This window comes from Streptomyces sp. NBC_01244 (genome assembly GCF_035987325.1).
Lineage (GTDB): Bacteria > Actinomycetota > Actinomycetes > Streptomycetales > Streptomycetaceae > Streptomyces.
In genome coordinates, this window is the sequence record NZ_CP108488.1 from 6,035,340 (window position 1) to 6,052,993 (window position 17,654).

Below are 17,654 nucleotides of genomic sequence, written 5' to 3' on the forward strand. Positions count from 1 at the left end.
GCCGCTCCCCTGCCACACCCCAGCTCAACCGCCCCAACCTACCGCCGGTGCGGGGCCGCGCCTAGCGCGCGGTGAGACGGACCCGGAGCGGGGAGCCGACGCGCAGGCCCCAGGCGGCCATGGCTCCGGCCTCGGCCTCCAGGACGTGGCGGGCGCGCAGCCGGGGGAGGCCCAGCCGGCCGGGCACCATGGTGGTCAGCGCGATGACGGTGAGCCGGCGGTCGAGGTGGGCCACGTCGATGGCGAAGCGCATCCGGAAGGTGTGCACGCTCGAGGCCGGGGTCAGGAGCATCGCCCCCTCGATACCGTCCCGCCCGAGCAGACCGCGCGTGCGGGCCCGGTAGGAGGCGGCGACCTCGAGTGGCACCTCCAGGGGCCCCTCGAGTGGCACCTCCACGGGCACCTCGAGTGGCACCTCCGCGGCCGCCTCCAGCCGCTCCGGGTGCCCCGCGGGCATTCCCGGTGCCGCGCCCCGGTCGCCGTGGGCCGCGCCCCGGTCGACGTAGAGCGTTGCCCCGCCATCGCGCCACCGTTCCCTCTTCCCCATGCGGGCCACCCTAGGGGCCCGCCCCGCCCTCGGGACCGGCTTCGGCGTCAAGGCGGTGCACCCGTTGGGGTCCCCCTGGGGAGGGACGCCCGCAGGTTGGTCCGTACGGGCTCCGGCCGGGCCCCACAAGGGCTGTGGGGCCGTTTCGGCTCTGCGGAGTGCTCCCGGACGGCTCCGGAGCGTAATCGTGTCGCGGTGATGCGCGCAGCAGGCTTTACGAAGGGTTATGGTGGAACCCCCCCCTCGGGCCGGTCCGTATCCCCCCCACGGACCGGCCCGTTTTTTGTCTCCGGGCAGCGCCCGGCAAAGGCGCAGGTCAGCCCCGCTGGGCCCAGATGTTGGCGCCGGGGGTGGACACGGCGAAGGAGTCGATCTCCTTCAGCTCCTGCTCCGACAGCGGTGCGCCGGACAGGGAAGCCACGTTTTCCTCGAGCTGCTTCACGCTCGACGCGCCGATCAGCGCCGAGGTCATCCGCTCGTCCCGCAGCACCCAGTTCAGCGCGAGCTGGGCCAGCGTCTGCCCGCGCCGCGCCGCGATCTCGTTCAGCCCGTTCAGCCGGCGCACGACCTCGTCCGACAGCAGGTCCGGGTTGAGGGACTTGCCCTGGGTGGCCCGAGAGCCCTCCGGGATGCCCTTGAGGTACTTCCCGGTCAGCAGCCCCTGTGCGAGCGGCACGAAGGAGATGCAGCCCATGCCGGCCTCCTCCAGGGTGTCCAGCAGGCCGTCGTCCTCCGTCCAGCGGTTGATCATGGAGTACGAGGGCTGGTGGATGAGGGGACGGATCCCCATCTCCCTCAGCAGCCGGGCCGCTTCGGCCGTCTGCTCCGCGGTGTACGAGGACACGCCCACGTAGAGCGCCTTGCCCTGCTGGACCGCGGACGCCAGCGCGCCCATGGTCTCCTCCAGCGGGGTGTCCGGGTCGAAGCGGTGCGAGTAGAAGATGTCGACGTAGTCGACGCCCATCCGCTTCAGCGACGCGTCCAGCGACCCGAGCAGGTACTTGCGGCTGCCCCACTCGCCGTACGGCCCCTCGTGCATGAGGTAGCCGGCCTTGGTGGACAGGACGAGCTCCTCGCGGTGGGACGCGAAGTCCTGCGCGAAGATCTTGCCGAAGTTCAGCTCGGCCGAGCCGGGGGGCGGGCCGTAGTTGTTCGCCAGGTCGAAGTGGGTGACGCCCAGGTCGAAGGCCCGGCGCAGGATCGCCCGCTGGGACCCCAGGGACGCGTCGTCGCCGAAGTTGTGCCAGAGGCCGAGGGAGATGGCGGGGAGCTTGAGGCCGCTGCGGCCGGTGCGCCGGTACTCCATGGAGTCGTAGCGCGAGGGCTCTGCCCGATAGAGATTGTTTTCAGTCACGTTGTCCTCCCTATCACGGACTTGTGACAGGACCGAGTTGGGTGCCGGATCCCTCTCCGCAGTAATGTGGCGGTCTGTGGCGGACTTGGGGGGACCACCGCATTCCGCACGGGGGTATCGCTCGGAGGGGCTGGAAGATCGTGAAGCTGCGCGACCTGGTACGCCGTCCTGTGTACAGGCTCTACGCACGCCGGGTGGAAGGCCGCATCGACCATGACGAGACGCCCAAGCACATCGGCGTGATCCTGGACGGGAACCGGCGCTGGGCGAAGGCGTCCGGGGGCACGACGGTGCAGGGCCACCAGGCCGGCGCCGACAAGATCTCCGAGATGCTGGGCTGGTGCACCGAGACGGACGTCGAGGTCGTCACCCTGTGGATGCTCTCCACGGACAACCTGGACCGGCCCGAGGTCGAGCTGCGCCCGCTCCTCAACATCATCGAGAACACCGTCCGGGGCCTCGCCGCCGACGGCCGCTGGCGCGTCCACCACGTCGGCAACCTCGACATCCTGCCCGCCGGGACCCAGAGCGTCCTGAAGGAGGCCATGGAGGCCACCCGCGACGTCGACGGGATACTCGTCAACGTCGCGGTCGGCTACGGCGGCCGCCAGGAGATCGCCGACGCGGTCCGCTCGCTCCTGCTGGAGCACGCCTCGAAGGGCACCTCCTTCGAGGAGCTCGCCGAGATCCTCGACATCGAGCACATCGCGGAGCACCTCTACACGCGCGGCCAGCCCGACCCGGACCTGGTGATCCGCACCAGCGGAGAGCAGCGGCTGTCCGGATTCATGCTGTGGCAGAGCGCGCACTCCGAGTACTACTTCTGTGAAGTCTTCTGGCCTGCTTTCCGCAAGGTCGACTTCCTGCGCGCCCTGCGCGACTACGCCGCCCGCCACCGGCGCTACGGCAGCTGACCCGCCCGGCAGGGCACCCGTACGGCACCTGACCTGCGGGTCTCTGACGCCCCCTCGGCACCTCACGGCGCGCCCGGACCCCTCCGTGGCGCGCCGTACCCGTGTTCCCGTACGCCCTGCCCGTCCCCTGGGGCCCTTCGCGCGAGGCCTTCACCAGGGATTCACCGAGCGTCCGTCATATGCCATGGCATGGCTGGACCCATTCGGGGAATATCCCTTGCAGGTCGACGCCCGATCCACGGGTGTCGAGTCTCAGCGGACGGCATGGGGTCGTCCGCCCGGGAGGCCCTTTGCACCAGGACGCACGTGCGGTTCGCACGGACGGAGTGGAGGGCCGGAAGTCGGCCCGCGCAGGGGTGCCGATGACCGGTCCGGTCTTCATGGCCCGACCTCTTCCGAGGGGGTACGTCCTTCCGTGGTGACCAGCACAAAGAGCCGCCTGCCCGACAGGCGGACCTACGTCCTCGACACCAGCGTCCTGCTGGCAGACCCCAACGCGATCACCCGCTTCGACGAGCACGAGGTAGTGCTCCCGATCGTCGTGATCACCGAGCTGGAGGCAAAGAGGCACCATCCCGAACTCGGCTACTTCGCCCGCCAGGCCCTGCGCCTGCTCGACGACTTCCGGGTTCGCTACGGACGCCTCGACGCACCCATCCCGCTGGGCGATCTGGGCGGCACCCTGCGCGTCGAGCTCAACCACTCCGATCAGAGCGTCCTGCCCGCCGGTTTCAGGCTGGGGGACAACGATTCGCGGATCCTCGCGGTCGCGCGCAACCTCCAGGCCGAGGGCTACGACGTCACGGTCGTCTCGAAGGATCTCCCCCTGCGCATCAAGGCCTCCTCCGTGGGGCTGATCGCCGAGGAGTACCGCGCGGAGCTCGCGATCACCGATGCCGGCTGGACCGGCATGAGCGAGCTGGCACTCTCCGGCGAGCAGGTGGACCTCCTCTTCTCCGAGGAGCGGCTCTACGTGCCGGAGGCCGCGGAACTTCCCGTGCACACCGGGCTGGTCCTCCAGTCCGAGCGCGGCAAGGCGCTCGGCCGGGTCACGGCCGACGGCAACGTGAAGCTCGTACGGGGCGACCGCGAGGCCTTCGGGCTGCACGGCCGCAGCGCCGAGCAGCGGATCGCGCTCGACCTCCTGCTCGACCCCGAGATCGGGATCATCTCGATGGGCGGGCGGGCCGGCACCGGAAAGTCGGCGCTGGCGCTGTGCGCGGGGCTGGAGGCCGTACTGGAGCGGAGGCAGCACCAGAAGGTGATGGTCTTCCGGCCGCTGTACGCGGTCGGCGGCCAGGACCTCGGCTACCTCCCCGGGGACGCCTCCGAGAAGATGAGCCCCTGGGCCCAGGCGGTGTTCGACACGCTCTCGGCGGTCGCCGGGCGCGCGGTCATCGAGGAGGTGCTGAACCGCGGGATGCTGGAGGTCCTGCCGCTCACGCACATCCGCGGCCGCTCGCTGCACGACGCGTTCGTCATCGTGGACGAGGCACAGTCCCTGGAGCGCAATGTCCTGCTGACCGTTCTGTCCCGTATCGGGGCCAATTCGCGGGTGGTTCTCACCCACGACGTGGCCCAGCGGGACAACCTGCGGGTCGGCCGGTACGACGGAGTCGTCGCCGTGGTCGAGAAACTGAAGGGGCATCCGCTCTTCGCGCACGTCACGCTGACCCGTTCGGAGCGCTCCCCGATCGCCGCACTGGTCACCGAGATGCTGGAGAACCTGTAGGGCCGCCGGGCCGGCCCGCACGGGCCGCAAAGCAGGTAAAACACCCATAGCGGGAAGGTGAGTTGGCGCCGCCCGGCAAAGGCCAAAGAGCCTAGCCGGGCGGCGCCTTCACGCACAGGGGTTTGTCGAAACCAGTGGCGACATGCCAGGTGTGACCTTTCCCACGCAACGGAGAATTGCCCTGCGGCGTCGAGGTCCGGCAGAGTCTGTTTTCCGTCAGGCCCCGCATACGGCACACCTGTATCTCCCGTGAGATGCGCGCAGTACCGCTAACTCCACAATCGATCGCCGTATGCCGCCCGGAGCATCACGCGGCACTCCCGCAAGGGAGTTGCCCACGGGCCCGCGCCTCCAGTGACCGAACCACCACGGAGGCCAGTGTCGAGGGCACTATTGCGCCCGTGCGGTCACTGCAGGCGCTGCTGGAAGGAAACCGTGTGAGCCGGATCTCGGTTCGGGGATTCGCTGTGGCTTCGGCCACGGCCGTCACCACCGTCGGCGCCGTCGTGGGTGTTGCCACCGGCGACCCCGTCGCGAACGATCTCGAGACGACCGCGTCCGGGGTGACCCTCCTCACGGACATCCCGCTCGGCGAGCAGGCGCAGGTCCAGAACGCGTCCCTGACGCAGCAGGCCGACTCCATCGCCCACGCCGCCGACACCGACGCCAAGCGCTCGGTGGAGGAAGCGGCCCGCCTCCAGGCCGCCCAGGACGCCAAGGCGAAGAAGGCCGAGGCGCAGAAGGCCGCGGACGACAAGGCGAAGAAGGAGCGTGAGGAGAAGGAGCAGGCCGCCAGCCGTTCCAACCCCCGCGACGGATCCTCCTTCGCACCCCAGGCCACCTACACGGTCGCCCAGGTCAAGGCGATCGCCAAGCAGATGGTCCCGGCGGGGCAGTTCCAGTGCTTCTCCAACATCATCAACCGGGAATCCACCTGGAACTACCGTGCCGTGAACGCGTCCTCGGGCGCCTACGGCCTCGTCCAGGCCCTGCCCGGTTCGAAGATGGCCTCGGCGGGCGCCGACTGGCGCACCAACCCCGCCACCCAGATCGAGTGGGGTCTGAACTACATGAACTCCCGCTACGGCAGCCCGTGTGGCGCGTGGAGCTTCCACCAGGCCAACCACTGGTACTAGGCACACCCGGACACACCGGTACGAGAGCGCGCCCGCGCGCCTCAACCCCGAAGAGCCCCGCATCGTCCTACGGTGCGGGGCTCCTCGCGTGTACGGTCTTTCGAGGTGTGCCCCGGCATGCGGTCCAGGGCGGGGGGAAGGGAACGAGATGGCGAAGACAGGCTGGCTCGGTGGGCTCGGCAAGAGGCTGAGCCACGTGGAGGCCCGGCTCGCGGAGCGGCGCGCCGAGGTCGAGGCCGAGACCTCCGACTCCGCGTCTCCCTCTCCCTCTCCGGCCCCGGCGCCCTCCGCGGCCCCCGCCCCCCCGCCCCCCGCGGCCCCGGGCGCCGAACGCGCCGGCTACGCCACCGCCGTGCGCCCCGACCCCGTGTCCGTCATCCCGTGGGGCGTGCGCGTCGCCGCCGAGGCGAGCTGGCGGCTGCTGCTGCTCGCCGGGATGCTCTGGGTCCTGATGCGGGTGATCAGCGAAGTCCGCCTGGTCGTCCTCGCCTTCGCCGCGGCCCTCCTGGTCACCGCGCTGCTCCAGCCCTTCGTGGTCCGGCTGCGCCGGCTCGGCATGCCCCGCGGGCTGGCCACGGCCGTCACCGCGATCCTCGGGTTCGTGGTCATCGGGCTGGTCGGCTGGTTCGTGGTCTGGCAGGTCATGGACAACCTCGACCAGCTCTCCGACCGGCTGCGCGAAGGCATCAACGACCTCAAACTCGCCGCGCTGGACAGTCCGTTCCACGTGACCGAGAAGCAGATCAACGAGATCGCCAAGAACCTCAGCGAGACCATCGGCACCAACACCGAGCAGATCACCTCCGCCGGCCTGCAAGGCGTCACGGTCCTCGTCGAAGTACTGACGGGCATGCTGCTCGCGATGTTCTCCACGCTCTTCCTGCTCTACGACGGCAAGCGCATCTGGACCTGGACCACGAGCCTGCTCCCGGCCGCCGCCCGCCCCGGTGTCGCCGGCGCCGGTCCGCGCGCCTGGCGCACCCTGACCGCGTACGTGCGCGGCACGGTCCTGGTGGCCCTCATCGACGCCGTGTTCATCGGCCTCGGCCTGTACTTCCTCGACGTGACGATGGCCGTGCCGCTCGCCGTCTTCATCTTCCTCTTCGCCTTCATCCCGCTCGTCGGTGCGGTGATCTCCGGCGCCCTCGCCGTGGTCGTGGCCCTGGTGACCCAGGGGCCGTTCACCGCGGCGATGGTGCTGCTGGTGGTCCTGGCCGTGCAGCAGATCGAGGGCCACGTGCTCCAGCCCTTCATCCTGGGCCGGGCGGTACGGGTCCATCCGCTCGCGGTGGTGCTCTCGGTGGCGGCCGGCGGACTGGTCGCCGGCATCGGCGGAGCGGTGGTCGCCGTTCCCCTGGTCGCCGTCACCAATACGGTGGTCGGGTACCTGCGGGCCTACTCCCGCGAACAGCTCCATCACGGGCTCTCCCCGGTCGGCCCCGGGCCGCACGGTGCGACGGCCCTGGGTCAGACGGCAGCCGAGGCGGAGGAGACACGTACGGGTGATAACGGAGCCTGAATTTGACGGCGGCTCGTACCGCATACCGGGGCCGGACGGCCTGGAAGAGCCGGAGGGGCCGCAGGGACCGGAGCGCTACGAGGGATCCCCGCCTCCCGGCCGCCGTCCCTGGCGGTGGGCGCTCGGCGGGGCCCTGATCGCCTCCGCGCTGTGGACGGGCGCCTGGTGGTCCGTAACCCCCCAGGACGACCGCCCGCCGCTGCGCTACGCGCTGCCCCTGAGCCTGTGCGACGAGGCGAAGCTGCCCACGCTGGCCCGGCTGGCCGAGGTGATCCAGTGGAATTCCACCCCGAAGCTGTTCGAGCACCCGGGAGTGGACCAGGCGTACTGCCAGCTGAGCACCAACATGGAACCCTCGGAGAAGCTCGGGTTCCGGCTCTCGTACGAGGCCCAGGCCTCGATGACCCTGCACAAACGGACCGACCCCGCCCCGGAGTTCGGCGCGGATCCCGCGCCCGCGGGCTGGGCCGGCATGAACCGCGCGGAGCCGCGCTCGGTGCCGGGGCTCGGGGAGCGGGCGCTGATCTGGGAGATGGAGTACGAGCAGTCGTGGCGGCTCGCCGTCCTCGACGGGGGTGCGGTGTTCACCGTGGACGTGTCGGTGTGGGCGTTCGGCCCGGACCAGGTCGACGGTGACGGCAATCCGATCTCCGGCTCCGGGCTTCCGCAAGATCCGCCGAAGCCCGATTCCGACGCGGTCCAGGCTGCGATGATCGACGACATGCACGGCCTGATGAAGGCGCTGCGCAGGTAGGCGCGACAGCCGCGGGGGCGCGGGGGACGGGGGACACGGGGATGATCGGCGAGCCCGAGATCGACGGGGGCTGGGAGACGGCGAGCGGGGCGGACGCAGCCGCGGAGGCCCTCCCGGCCGGGCGCGAGCACGAGCGGGAACGCGTACGGGCCACGCGCAGGCCATGGCTGTGGGCGCTGGCCGGGGTGGTGGTGTCCTCGGCGGTGTGGGCGGGCGTGCCGGCCGTGCAAGAAAGATTCTTCCCGGATGTGCCGCGCCTCGGCTACCGGCACTCCCCGGACCTGTGCGACGACTTCGAGCTCAAGACGGTCACCCAGGCCGCCGGCCGGGCGTTCGAGGGGCGCCAGAGCGGCGAGGGCGTGTTCCTCGCGCAGGACTGGTCGTACTGCACGGTCTCCACGCCGTACGAGGACGGGACCATGATGTACGGGGTCGAGCTGCTGGTCGAGCTGCACAAGAAGGGTGACCCCGCGCCGGAGTTCGCCACCGGCCCCGGGACGGAACCGGCGACCCGGCTGGACACCGACGAGCGGCAGGAAGTGCCGGGCCTCGGCGACCGGGCGGTGCTCGACCGGCAGTACGCGCACGACGGATCGCGGCTCATGGTGCTGGACGGAGGGGCGGTGTTCACCCTCACCGTGCAGTGGTTCCCCGTGCGCGAGGCCGCCGCCGTCGACGGGAAATTCCCGTCAGGCACCATCGACGAGAACGCGATGCACGCGGCGATGATCGAGGACATGCGGGCACTGATGACGAAGCTGAAGCGCTAGGCCGTCCCTCGCGCGCAAGGGGCCCCGCGACCGGAGTCGCGGGGCCCCTGTGGCACGTACGGCGGGGTGTCACTCGCCGGCGAGGGCGGCTTCCGCGTCGAGGGTGACGGCGACGGCCTGGATCACCGAGGCGATCTTGAAGGCCTCCTGGACCGACTCGCGGTCCACGCCGGCCTTGCGCAGGACCTGCTCGTGCGAGTCCAGGCACTGGCCGCAGCCGTTGATCGCGGAGACGGCGAGCGACCACAGCTCGAAGTCGACCTTCTCCACACCCGGGTTGCCGATGACGTTCATCCGCAGGCCCGCGCGCAGGTTGCCGTACTCCGGGTCGGAGAGCAGGTGGCGGGTGCGGTAGAAGACATTGTTCATCGCCATGACCGCGGCGGCCGCCTTGGCGGCGGTGTACGCCTCCGGCGACAGGGCCGCCTTGGCCTCCGGCTCCAGCTCGCGCAGGACGCGCGGGGAACGCGCGGCGATGGCGCAGGACAGGACCGTGCCCCACAGCTGCTGCTGCGTGAGGGCGTCCTGATTGCCGATGACCGAACCGAGGTTCAGCTTCAGGTCCTTGGCGAAGTCCGGCAGGGCGGACTTGAGGGAGTCGAGGGACATCGCTCACTCACCGGCCAGCAGCGCACCGGCGTCGAGGGTGCCCTCGCCCTTGGTCCAGTTGCAGGGGCACAGCTCGTCGGTCTGCAGGGCGTCGAGCACCCGCAGGACCTCCTTGGGGTTCCGGCCGACGGAACCGGCGGTCACCATGGAGAACTGGATCTCGTTGTTCGGGTCCACGATGAAGACGGCACGCATCGGGAGACCGTCCGAGCCGAGGATGCCGAGGTCGGCGCAGAGCTCGCGCTTGATGTCGGACATCATCGGGAAGGGCAGGTCACGCAGGTCGGCGTGGTCCTTGCGCCAGGCGTGGTGCACGTACTCGGAGTCGAGCGAGAAGCCGAGGATCTGGGCGTCACGATCGGCGAACTCCTCGTTCAGCTTGCCGAAGGCGGCGATCTCCGTGGGGCACACGAAGGTGAAGTCGAGCGGCCAGGAAAACATGATCTTCCACTTGCCCTCGTAGGTCTTGTGGTCGATCTGCGCGAACTCGGCTCCGGCGTCGAGCGAGACACAAGCGGTCAGGTCGTAGGTGGGGAACTGGTCGCCGACAGTGAGCACGCGCTCTCCTTGCGGATAGGAAAGTGACCCTTTTGGGGGCTTTCCGAGGGGGTTGGACGTATCTCACATGCTGACACAGCCGCATTGATTGCGGAAATAGCTACCCTGGTGAGCTCTGATCGGAGGTACCTATCAATGGCCGTGGGCAACAGGGGAACGAAACAGCCGACGCTCGCCCAGCTGCGGGCCTTCGCCGCCGTGGCCGAGCAGCTGCACTTCCGGGACGCGGCCGCCGCGATCGGGATGAGCCAGCCCGCGCTCTCCGGGGCCGTGTCCGCGCTCGAGGAGGCGCTCGGGGTCCGGCTGCTGGAGCGGACCACGCGCAAGGTGCTGCTCACGCCCGCCGGGGAACGGATCGCGGGCCGGGCGAGGGCGGTGCTCGACGCGATGGGCGGGCTGCTGGAGGAGGCCGAGGCGGTACGGGCCCCCTTCACCGGGGCCCTGCGGTTCGGGGTGATCCCCACCGTGGCCCCGTACCTGCTGCCGACCGTGCTCGGACTCTTCCACCGGCGCTACCCCCGGCTCGACCTCCAGGTCCACGAGGAGCAGACGGCCTCGCTGCTGGAGGGGCTGGCCGCCGGGCGGCTCGACCTGCTGCTGCTCGCCGTACCGCTCGGGGTGCCCGGCGTCACCGAACTGCCCCTCTTCGACGAGGACTTCGTCCTGCTCGCGCCGCGCGATCACCCGCTCGCCGGCCGCAAGGACATCCCGCGCGAGGAACTGCGCGGGCTGCGGCTGCTCCTCCTCGACGAGGGACACTGCCTGCGCGACCAGGCCCTCGACATCTGCCACGACGCGGGACGCGCCACCGGGGCGGACGTCACCACGACCGCCGCCGGGCTGTCCACCCTCGTCCAGCTGGTCGCCGGGGGGCTCGGCGTCACGCTGCTGCCGCGCACCGCGCTGCGCCTGGAGACCGCCCGCAACGAGCAGCTGGCCACCGGGTACTTCGCCGAACCGGCGCCCTCGCGGCGGATCGCGCTGGCCATGCGGACGGGAACGGCCCGCGAGGAGGAGTTCCGCGCCGTCGCCGACGCGCTGCGCGAAGCCGTACGCCCGCTCCCCGTCTGGCTGACGGACTGAGAGCGGGCGCAGGCTTCGCGGATCCGGTGGAACTACTCCGTCCGCAGGCCGTCCGGACGCATCAGGCGCAGCAGCGGCGGCAGGCTGAGCAGGGTCACCAGGACGGCCACGCCCCCGCCGATGCCGATCATCGACAGGACCGCGGTCCAGTTGATCCGGATCGTGGCGCCCGCCATCTGCATCAGCACCGTGCCGAGCGCGAGCCCGACCACCGTGGCCAGGGCCAGGCCCAGGCCGATCGGCAGGGCGGTCTGCCACAGCACGGAGAGGCTGAGCGTGGAGCGCTTGGTGCCGAAGGCGACCAGCGCCGACAGCAGTTGCCTGCGTTCGCGCAGCTGCTCCAGCTGGGAGACCAGCAGGCTGGCGCCGATCAGCATCAGCACGAGGGCGGAGCCCACGAACAGGCCGGTCCGGATGGAGGCGTAGCGGTCGCTGACCTCGGTGGCCTGGATCGTCATGGGGACGGACAGCGGGTCGGCCTTGAAGACGGCGTTGCGGGCCAGCTCCATCGCGTCGGGCACCTTCGGGTCCAGCGTCACGTAGACCCGGGAGGACTGGTAGTTGCCCATGCCCTTCGGGGCGGCGGCCGGGGTGACCAGCAGCCCGGTCAGCGTCTCGCCCATGGGCCCCTTGCGGGCCTGCACGGTGCGGGCGTCGGCCGGCACCGTCCAGGCGACCGGCTTCGCGCCGTCGCCCTCGTTCTCCTTGAAGATGTTCCCGGCGAACAGCTTCTCGCCCGGCCCCGCGGTATCGCCGGTCATGCCGCTCGGATCGCCGCCGCCGGCGATGACGAAGGCGTCACCGTCCTTGCAGGAGGGCAGCTGCGCGTACTCCTTGAGGGCGGTGCAGGTGCCGGTCGTCACCGAGATCGCCGTGTCCGTGTAGTTCATGTCCTTTCTGCGCCCGGCATTGGTCGAGGACTCCGCGACGACCTGGGTGATGCCCTTGGTCCCGGTCAGGGCCCGGGCGACGTCCTCGCCCCCGCCTCGGGTGCGCTGCATGACGGAGATCGAGGCGCGGGTGGGGTCGTGGCCGGTCTCGCGGGTGTACGAGTCCGCGGTGGAGGCGAAGAGCATCTGCAGGGCGATGGCTCCGGCGACCGCGACGGCGATGCCGTTGACCAGCCGGGCGGAGCTGCCGCTGGTGAGCTGGAGCCGGCGGGCGGCCAGCTGCCAGGAGACCGGGCCCGCGCCGCCGATCCGGCCGACGACCCGTTCCAGCACCCAAGGGAGCAGGACGGTGATGCCGACGAGGAGCAGGACCACGCCGCCCGAGACCTGCCATTGGTTGAACTGCCCGCTGTCGTTGCCCTTGCCGATCAGGGGGGCCAGCAGGCCGAGTCCGGCCAGCGGGAGCAGCAGCCGCCACCAGATCCGGCGCTTGCCCGGGGTCGTCGTACGGACCACGCCGAGCGGCTCGATGACCACGCCGCGCAGGGCGAACAGGGTCACGGCGACGGCCGCGGCCGGTACGGCCAGTGCGATGAGCGCGGCCAGCCAGGGCGTCGGGTTGAGGTCGGAGGGGAAGACGCTGCGCTGGTAGAGGTCCATGGCCGGGGCCAGTTGGCGGGCGGCGAGGAAGAAGCCGGTGCCCAGGGCCAGGCCGATCAGCGATCCGGCGGCGGCCTCGCCCGCGGCGATCCGGCGGACCATCCGGGCGTCGGCGCCGACCAGGCGCAGGGCGGCGAGCCGGCGGTCGCGGCGGTCGCCGCCGAAGCGGACGGCGGCGCCGATGAACACGGCGACCGGCATCAGCAGGGCGACGAAGGTGAGCACCACGAGGAGCGTGAGGACGGGGTCCAGGCCTTCCTTCTCCATGGTGTTCTCGAAGGCGGTGATCCGCTGGATGTAGTTGGGCGCTTCCTTCTGGAGCTGGGTGAGCCGGTCGCTGCCCGCGTAGAAGTAGAGGTCGCCGGGGCCCACCAGGCCCGCTTCGCCGATGGTCGCGACGATCTTCCCGTCGAGGTGGTCGCGCAGCAGCTCGCCCTCGCCGGTCTTCATCAGCCTGTCGAGGGCGGGGGAGACGACCAGTTCGCCGGGCCCGGGGAACTTCTTCACGCCGGGGGGCAGCGGGGCGTCCGGGCCCTCGGGCTGCACGAGCCGTCCGTCGACCCCGTAGGAGCGGTACGTCTGGTTCACGTCGGTGATCAGCAGCGTGGCGGGGCCGGGCTGCTCGGCGGTGGGCGAGGTGAACGTCTGGCGGGCGGCGCCGCGCGCGTCGCGTGCGGCCATGGCGGCGGGAATCGCGCTGGTGACGAGCAGCAGGGCGACGCCGAGGCCGACGCCCACGCCGGTGAGGAGGGTACGGGTCCAGCCCTCGCGGCCGCCGCCGAAGGCGAAGCGGGTGCCCAGTGCGAGGTCGCGGAGCCAGACGGCGAGCGCACCCTGGCGGCCGGGGCCGCCCTGCTTGCTGTGGGTGCCGTGACTCATACCGCGCGCTCCATGTCGCGGGACTTGCCGTCGCGCACGACGATCTCGCGGTCGGAGTACGCGGCCACGCGGGTCTCGTGCGTGACGAGGACGACGGCGGCGTTCGTGGACCGGGCGGCCTCGGTGAGCAGCTGCATGACGAGCTCGCCGTTGAGGGAGTCGAGGGCGCCGGTGGGCTCGTCGGCGAAGATCAGCCGGGGGTTGGTGACGAGGGAGCGGGCGACGGCGACGCGCTGGCCCTGGCCGCCGGAGACCTCGCCGGGGCGCTTGCGGCCTAGGTCGTCGACCTGGAGCCGCTCCATCCATTCCAGGGCGGTCCGTTCGGCCTGCTTGCGCTTCACGCCGGTGAGGCGGAGCGGCAGGGCGACGTTCTCGACGCAGGTCAGCTCGGGGACGAGCTGGCCGAACTGGAAGACGAAGCCGAACTCGCCGCGGCGCAGGGCGCTGCGCTCGCCGTCGTTCATGGCGGAGAGCTCGCGTCCGGCGTAGGTGATGGTGCCGGAGTCGGGGGTGACGATCCCGGCGAGGCAGTGCAGCAGGGTCGACTTGCCGGACCCGGAGGGGCCCATGATCGCGACGACCTCGCCCGCGTGGATGGAGAATTCGGCGCCGTCGAGGGCGTGGGTGGTGCCGTAGGTCTTGCGCAGGTCCGTGGCGCTGAGCAGCGTGCCGGCCGGGGTCATCGGCGTATCTCCTGGGCGAGCTGGTCGAGGCGGGCGGCGGTGAGCTCGAGCCACCGCAGGTCCGCTTCGAGGTGGAACAGTGCGTGGTCGCAGACCAGCTGGTCGGCGAGGTCCCCCTTGCGCTTGCGCTGGGTGAGGATGCGCATCAGGCGCAGGTGCTCGGCGCGCTGGGTGTCCAGCAGCTCCTGGGCGCTGCGGCCGGTGAGGAGGGCGAGGACGACCTTCGTGTAGAGGGTCGACTGCAGGTACGGCTCGGGCTTCTCGGGCTGGGCGAGCCAACCCTCGACGTCGGTGATCCCGGCGTCGGTGATCGCGTACCGCTTGCGCTCGGGGCCGCCGCCGCTCTCCACCCCGTCGACCTCGACCAGACCGTTCTTCAGCAGCCGGGACATGGTCGAGTAGACCTGCCCGTAGGCCAGGGGCTTGTCGTGGCCGAATCTCTCGTCGAAGGTCCGCTTGAGGTCGTAACCGTGCCGGGGGCCGGCCTCCAGGAGGCCGAGGAGTGCGTGACTGATGGACATGCCGAGGACTATACACGCGGTGTATACGCTCGATGTATACACGCGGTGCAGAGATGATCTTCAGGCGGTTTGCGCCCATTCGAAGGGACCGGCGGGCGTACGGAGCGCGGTTCGGGACGGGGGCCCCGGGCGGCTGGCACGTTGTGGGCATCGGCCCCGCACCCGAAAGGCCCGCCATGCACGCACCCCCCACCGGCGTCACCGCAGCGCTCCCGCCCCAGCAGTCCGCCCCCGCGGGACAGCCGGGGGCGGAGCCGTCCCCCGAGGCCCCGCATCCGGTCCCGTGGTGGGCGTGGACCCTGGCCGGCGGGCTCTTCGTCCTCTACGCGGCGCTGTCGCTGCGGACCCACGCGCGCCTGCACTCCCACAGCTTCGACCTGGCGATCTTCGAACAGGCCGTCCGCTCCTACGCCGTGGGCCGGTTGCCGGTCTCGGAGGTCAAGGGGCCGGACTTCCCGGTCCTGGGCGACCACTTCAGCCCCGTCCTGGCCGTCCTGGCCCCCCTGTACCGGATCTTCCCCTCGGCGCGGACCCTCCTCGTGGCACAGGCCGCGCTGGTCGCCGTCAGCGTGCTCCCGCTGACCCTCTGGGCGCGCCGGACGCTGGGCGACGCGGCCGCCGTGGTGATCGGGCTCTGTTACGGGCTCTCGTGGGGCATCGCGAACGCGATCGGCTTCGACTTCCACGAATGGGCCTTCGCCGTACCGCTCCTGGCCTGCTCGCTGGCCGCGCTGGGCAGCGGGCGGCTGCGCGCCGCCGTGTGCTGGGCGCTGCCGCTGGTGCTGGTGAAGGAGGACCTCGGGCTGACCGTGGCCGCGATCGGCGGGCTCATCGCGTGGCGCGGCGGCCGGGGCGGGCGCCGACTGGGCATCGCCCTCGCCGTGACGGGCGCGGCGTGGACGCTGCTGGCCATGACGGTGGTGCTGCCGGCCCTGAGCCCGAGCGGCTCGTACTTCTACGCCTCCTTCCTGGGCGGGGGCGGTGGCGGGGCCGCCGCCGGGGCGGAGGCCGGGGGCGGCTTCGGGGACCTGCTGTTCAAGGCCACGATCGGGCTCGTCACCCCCGACATCAAGGTGGCCACCCTGCTGACGGTGCTGGCGCCGACCCTGTTCCTGGCCCTGCGCTCCCCGCTGGTGCTGGTGGCCGTGCCGGGGCTGCTGTGGCGGGGGATCTCCGACTATCCGGCCCACTGGGGGACCGGGTACCACTACTCCCTCACGGTGATGCCGATCGTGTTCGCCGCCTTCGTCGACGCCCTGGCGAGGCGCGGCACCACCACCGCCGGGCTGCGGCGCTACCTGGCGGGCGCGGCCGGGGTCTGCCTGCTGCTGCTGCCGGTGCACTCGCTGGGGCAGTTGGGGCGGCCGGACTTCTGGCGGACCGACCCCCGGGTGGCCGTGGCGCAGCGGCTGATGGACCGGATCCCGGACGGGGCCACCGTCCAGGCCTCGGACGGGCTGGTCCCCCACCTGGCGAACCGTACGAGCGTCAGCCTGCACGGCTGGGCGGACAGCCGGGCCGACCCCGAGTGGATCATCGTGGACACCGAGGTGGCACCGGAGCGGCGGTGGCCGCTGTCGCTGATCGACGAGTCCATCGCCCTCGGCCGGGCCCGGAGCGAGGGGTACCGGACGGTGGCCCAGGAGGACGGCTTCGTGCTGCTCAACCGGCCTTCTTAGCGGGCCTGACGCCGGTCCGTCCGCCCGTCCGCCGGTCCGCCCGTCCGCCCGTCCGCCGGTCCGCCGGGTCCGGTGTCCGGTGGGCCGTCCCGGCGGGCTCAGGAATCCGGAGTGGCGCGGGGGCGGCCCCGGGGCGCGATCGGGCCCGCCCCGCCGGGGAGGCGGCCGGCCTCGGCCAGGGCGCGGCGGAGCAGGAACTCGATCTGCGCGTTGGCGCTGCGCAGTTCCTCCCCGGCCCACCGCGCGAGCGCGTCGTGCACCTGCGGGTCGAGCCGCAGCAGCACTTGCTTGCGGGCCTGTCGTCCGGCCGCCTTGGGGGGCACGGCGGGCGCCTCGCCCGCGCCGGAACCGCCCGCGCCGGACTCGGCTGCCCCGGAGCCGGTCGGGTCGGTGGGGGCCGCCCGGTCGCCGGGGGAGTCCGTGCCGTCGTCGGGGATCACTGGTAGAGGGTGCCCGTGTTGATGACCGGCTGGGCCGCGCGGTCGCCGCACAGGACCACCATCAGGTTGGACACCATCGCCGCCTTCCGTTCCGGATCGAGGTCCACGATCTCCTGCTCCGCGAGGCGGGTCAGGGCGAGCTCGACCATACCGACCGCGCCCTCGACGATCTGCTTGCGCGCCGCGACGATCGCTCCCGCCTGCTGCCGCTGGAGCATCGCGGAGGCGATTTCCGGGGCGTACGCGAGGTGGGTGAAGCGGGATTCGATGATGTGGACGCCGGCCGCCTCGACGCGGGTGGACAGTTCGACGGCGAGCTTCTCGGTGATCTCCTCGGCGTTGCCGCGCAGCGACAGGCCGCCGTCCTCGTGGGCGTCGTAGGGGTACTCGATCGCGATGTGCCGGACGGCCGCCTCGGTCTGGGTCTCGACGAACTCGGTGAAGTCTTCGACCTCGAAGACGGCCCGGGCGGTGTCCTCGACCCGCCAGACCACCACGGCCGCCAGCTCGATCGGGTTGCCGTAGGCGTCGTTGACCTTCATGACGGCCGTCTCGTGGTTGCGGACCCGGGTGGACAGGGGCCGGCGGGAGGTCAGCGGGTTGACCCAGCGCAGTCCGTCGGTGCGGACGGTGCCGCGGTAGCGGCCGAACAGCTGGACCACGCGGGCCTCGCCCGGCGAGACCGTGTTCAGCCCGCCCATGGCGATGAGGGCGGCGAGGATCACGACGACGCCCGCCGCGATCAGGCCCACCTTGGCGCCGTCGGTCCCGGACACCGCGCCGAGCGCGATCAGGCCCGCCCCGGCCGCGACTCCCGCCAGGCCGAGCAGCAGCGCGAGCCCGCCGCCCACGCTCCGCGCGGGGAACTCCCGTACGCCGGTCTCGGTACCGCCCGTGGTGTTCGTCATCTTCTGCCCCGTTTCCTT

Annotated in this window: 17 protein-coding genes; 8 read left to right on the plus strand and 9 right to left on the minus strand. The window is 71.5% G+C overall.

Going from position 1 to position 17,654, the window contains the following annotated elements; genetic code table 11:
- Positions 1-61: 61 nt before the first annotated feature.
- Positions 62-547 carry a DUF192 domain-containing protein gene (locus OG247_RS27385; RefSeq protein WP_327254714.1) on the minus strand — a complete coding sequence of 162 codons (486 nt, stop codon included), beginning with the start codon at positions 545-547 and terminating at the stop codon, positions 62-64.
- Positions 548-863: 316 nt separating this feature from the next.
- On the minus strand, positions 864-1,901 hold the full coding sequence (mgrA, locus tag OG247_RS27390) for an L-glyceraldehyde 3-phosphate reductase (RefSeq protein WP_327254715.1): 1,038 nt from the start codon (positions 1,899-1,901) through the stop codon (positions 864-866).
- Between the two features lie 140 nt (positions 1,902-2,041).
- On the opposite strand from mgrA, the gene OG247_RS27395 reads away from it, so the two are divergent.
- The 6 genes from OG247_RS27395 (at position 2,042) to OG247_RS27420 (ending at position 8,726) form a co-directional block, all read left to right on the plus strand.
- Positions 2,042-2,815 carry an isoprenyl transferase gene (locus OG247_RS27395; protein WP_327254716.1) on the plus strand — a complete coding sequence of 258 codons (774 nt, stop codon included), beginning with the start codon at positions 2,042-2,044 and terminating at the stop codon, positions 2,813-2,815.
- Between the two features lie 415 nt (positions 2,816-3,230).
- Positions 3,231-4,547 carry a PhoH family protein gene (locus OG247_RS27400; RefSeq protein WP_327254717.1) on the plus strand — a complete coding sequence of 439 codons (1,317 nt, stop codon included), beginning with the start codon at positions 3,231-3,233 and terminating at the stop codon, positions 4,545-4,547.
- Between the two features lie 419 nt (positions 4,548-4,966).
- Positions 4,967-5,683: a transglycosylase SLT domain-containing protein gene (locus OG247_RS27405; protein ID WP_442813661.1), complete on the plus strand. Its 717-nt coding sequence runs from the start codon at positions 4,967-4,969 to the stop codon at positions 5,681-5,683.
- Positions 5,684-5,831: 148 nt separating this feature from the next.
- A complete protein-coding gene (locus OG247_RS27410; protein WP_327254718.1) occupies positions 5,832-7,202 on the plus strand; it encodes an AI-2E family transporter in 1,371 nt (456 codons plus the stop codon).
- Positions 7,186-7,956, plus strand: a complete 771-nt coding sequence (locus OG247_RS27415; protein ID WP_327254719.1) for a hypothetical protein — start codon at positions 7,186-7,188, stop codon at positions 7,954-7,956. Before OG247_RS27410 ends, OG247_RS27415 begins: the two co-directional genes overlap by 17 nt.
- A 41-nt stretch (positions 7,957-7,997) precedes the next feature.
- Positions 7,998-8,726: a hypothetical protein gene (locus OG247_RS27420; RefSeq protein ID WP_327254720.1), complete on the plus strand. Its 729-nt coding sequence runs from the start codon at positions 7,998-8,000 to the stop codon at positions 8,724-8,726.
- Between the two features lie 69 nt (positions 8,727-8,795).
- Here OG247_RS27420 and OG247_RS27425 read toward each other — a convergent pair whose 3' ends face one another.
- Positions 8,796-9,335, minus strand: coding sequence for an alkyl hydroperoxide reductase (locus OG247_RS27425; protein ID WP_327254721.1), 540 nt, complete (start codon positions 9,333-9,335; stop codon positions 8,796-8,798).
- A gap of 3 nt (positions 9,336-9,338) precedes the next feature.
- Positions 9,339-9,893 (minus strand): peroxiredoxin, encoded by a 555-nt coding sequence (locus OG247_RS27430; protein WP_327254722.1) that lies wholly within the window; start codon positions 9,891-9,893, stop codon positions 9,339-9,341.
- 135 nt (positions 9,894-10,028) lie between these two features.
- Here OG247_RS27430 and OG247_RS27435 point away from each other — a divergent pair, with 135 nt between their 5' ends.
- Positions 10,029-10,976: a hydrogen peroxide-inducible genes activator gene (locus OG247_RS27435; protein ID WP_327254723.1), complete on the plus strand. Its 948-nt coding sequence runs from the start codon at positions 10,029-10,031 to the stop codon at positions 10,974-10,976.
- Positions 10,977-11,008: 32 nt separating this feature from the next.
- On the opposite strand, the gene OG247_RS27440 is transcribed toward OG247_RS27435, so the two are convergent.
- The 3 genes from OG247_RS27440 to OG247_RS27450 are packed head-to-tail and all read right to left on the minus strand — an operon-like array spanning position 11,009 to position 14,609.
- Positions 11,009-13,405, minus strand: a complete 2,397-nt coding sequence (locus OG247_RS27440; protein ID WP_327254724.1) for an ABC transporter permease — start codon at positions 13,403-13,405, stop codon at positions 11,009-11,011.
- Entirely contained in the window at positions 13,402-14,088 is a 687-nt protein-coding gene (locus OG247_RS27445) for an ABC transporter ATP-binding protein (RefSeq protein WP_327254725.1), read from the minus strand. Before OG247_RS27445 ends, OG247_RS27440 begins: the two co-directional genes overlap by 4 nt.
- Positions 14,085-14,609 carry a PadR family transcriptional regulator gene (locus OG247_RS27450; protein WP_327254726.1) on the minus strand — a complete coding sequence of 175 codons (525 nt, stop codon included), beginning with the start codon at positions 14,607-14,609 and terminating at the stop codon, positions 14,085-14,087. Before OG247_RS27450 ends, OG247_RS27445 begins: the two co-directional genes overlap by 4 nt.
- A gap of 176 nt (positions 14,610-14,785) precedes the next feature.
- Between OG247_RS27450 and OG247_RS27455 the strand changes: the two genes are divergently transcribed.
- Positions 14,786-16,288 (plus strand): DUF2079 domain-containing protein, encoded by a 1,503-nt coding sequence (locus OG247_RS27455; RefSeq protein WP_327254727.1) that lies wholly within the window; start codon positions 14,786-14,788, stop codon positions 16,286-16,288.
- 98 nt (positions 16,289-16,386) lie between these two features.
- On the opposite strand, the gene OG247_RS27460 is transcribed toward OG247_RS27455, so the two are convergent.
- Positions 16,387-16,611 carry a hypothetical protein gene (locus OG247_RS27460; protein ID WP_327257646.1) on the minus strand — a complete coding sequence of 75 codons (225 nt, stop codon included), beginning with the start codon at positions 16,609-16,611 and terminating at the stop codon, positions 16,387-16,389.
- A gap of 113 nt (positions 16,612-16,724) precedes the next feature.
- Positions 16,725-17,636 carry an SPFH domain-containing protein gene (locus OG247_RS27465; RefSeq protein WP_327254728.1) on the minus strand — a complete coding sequence of 304 codons (912 nt, stop codon included), beginning with the start codon at positions 17,634-17,636 and terminating at the stop codon, positions 16,725-16,727.
- Positions 17,637-17,654: the final 18 nt, after the last annotated feature.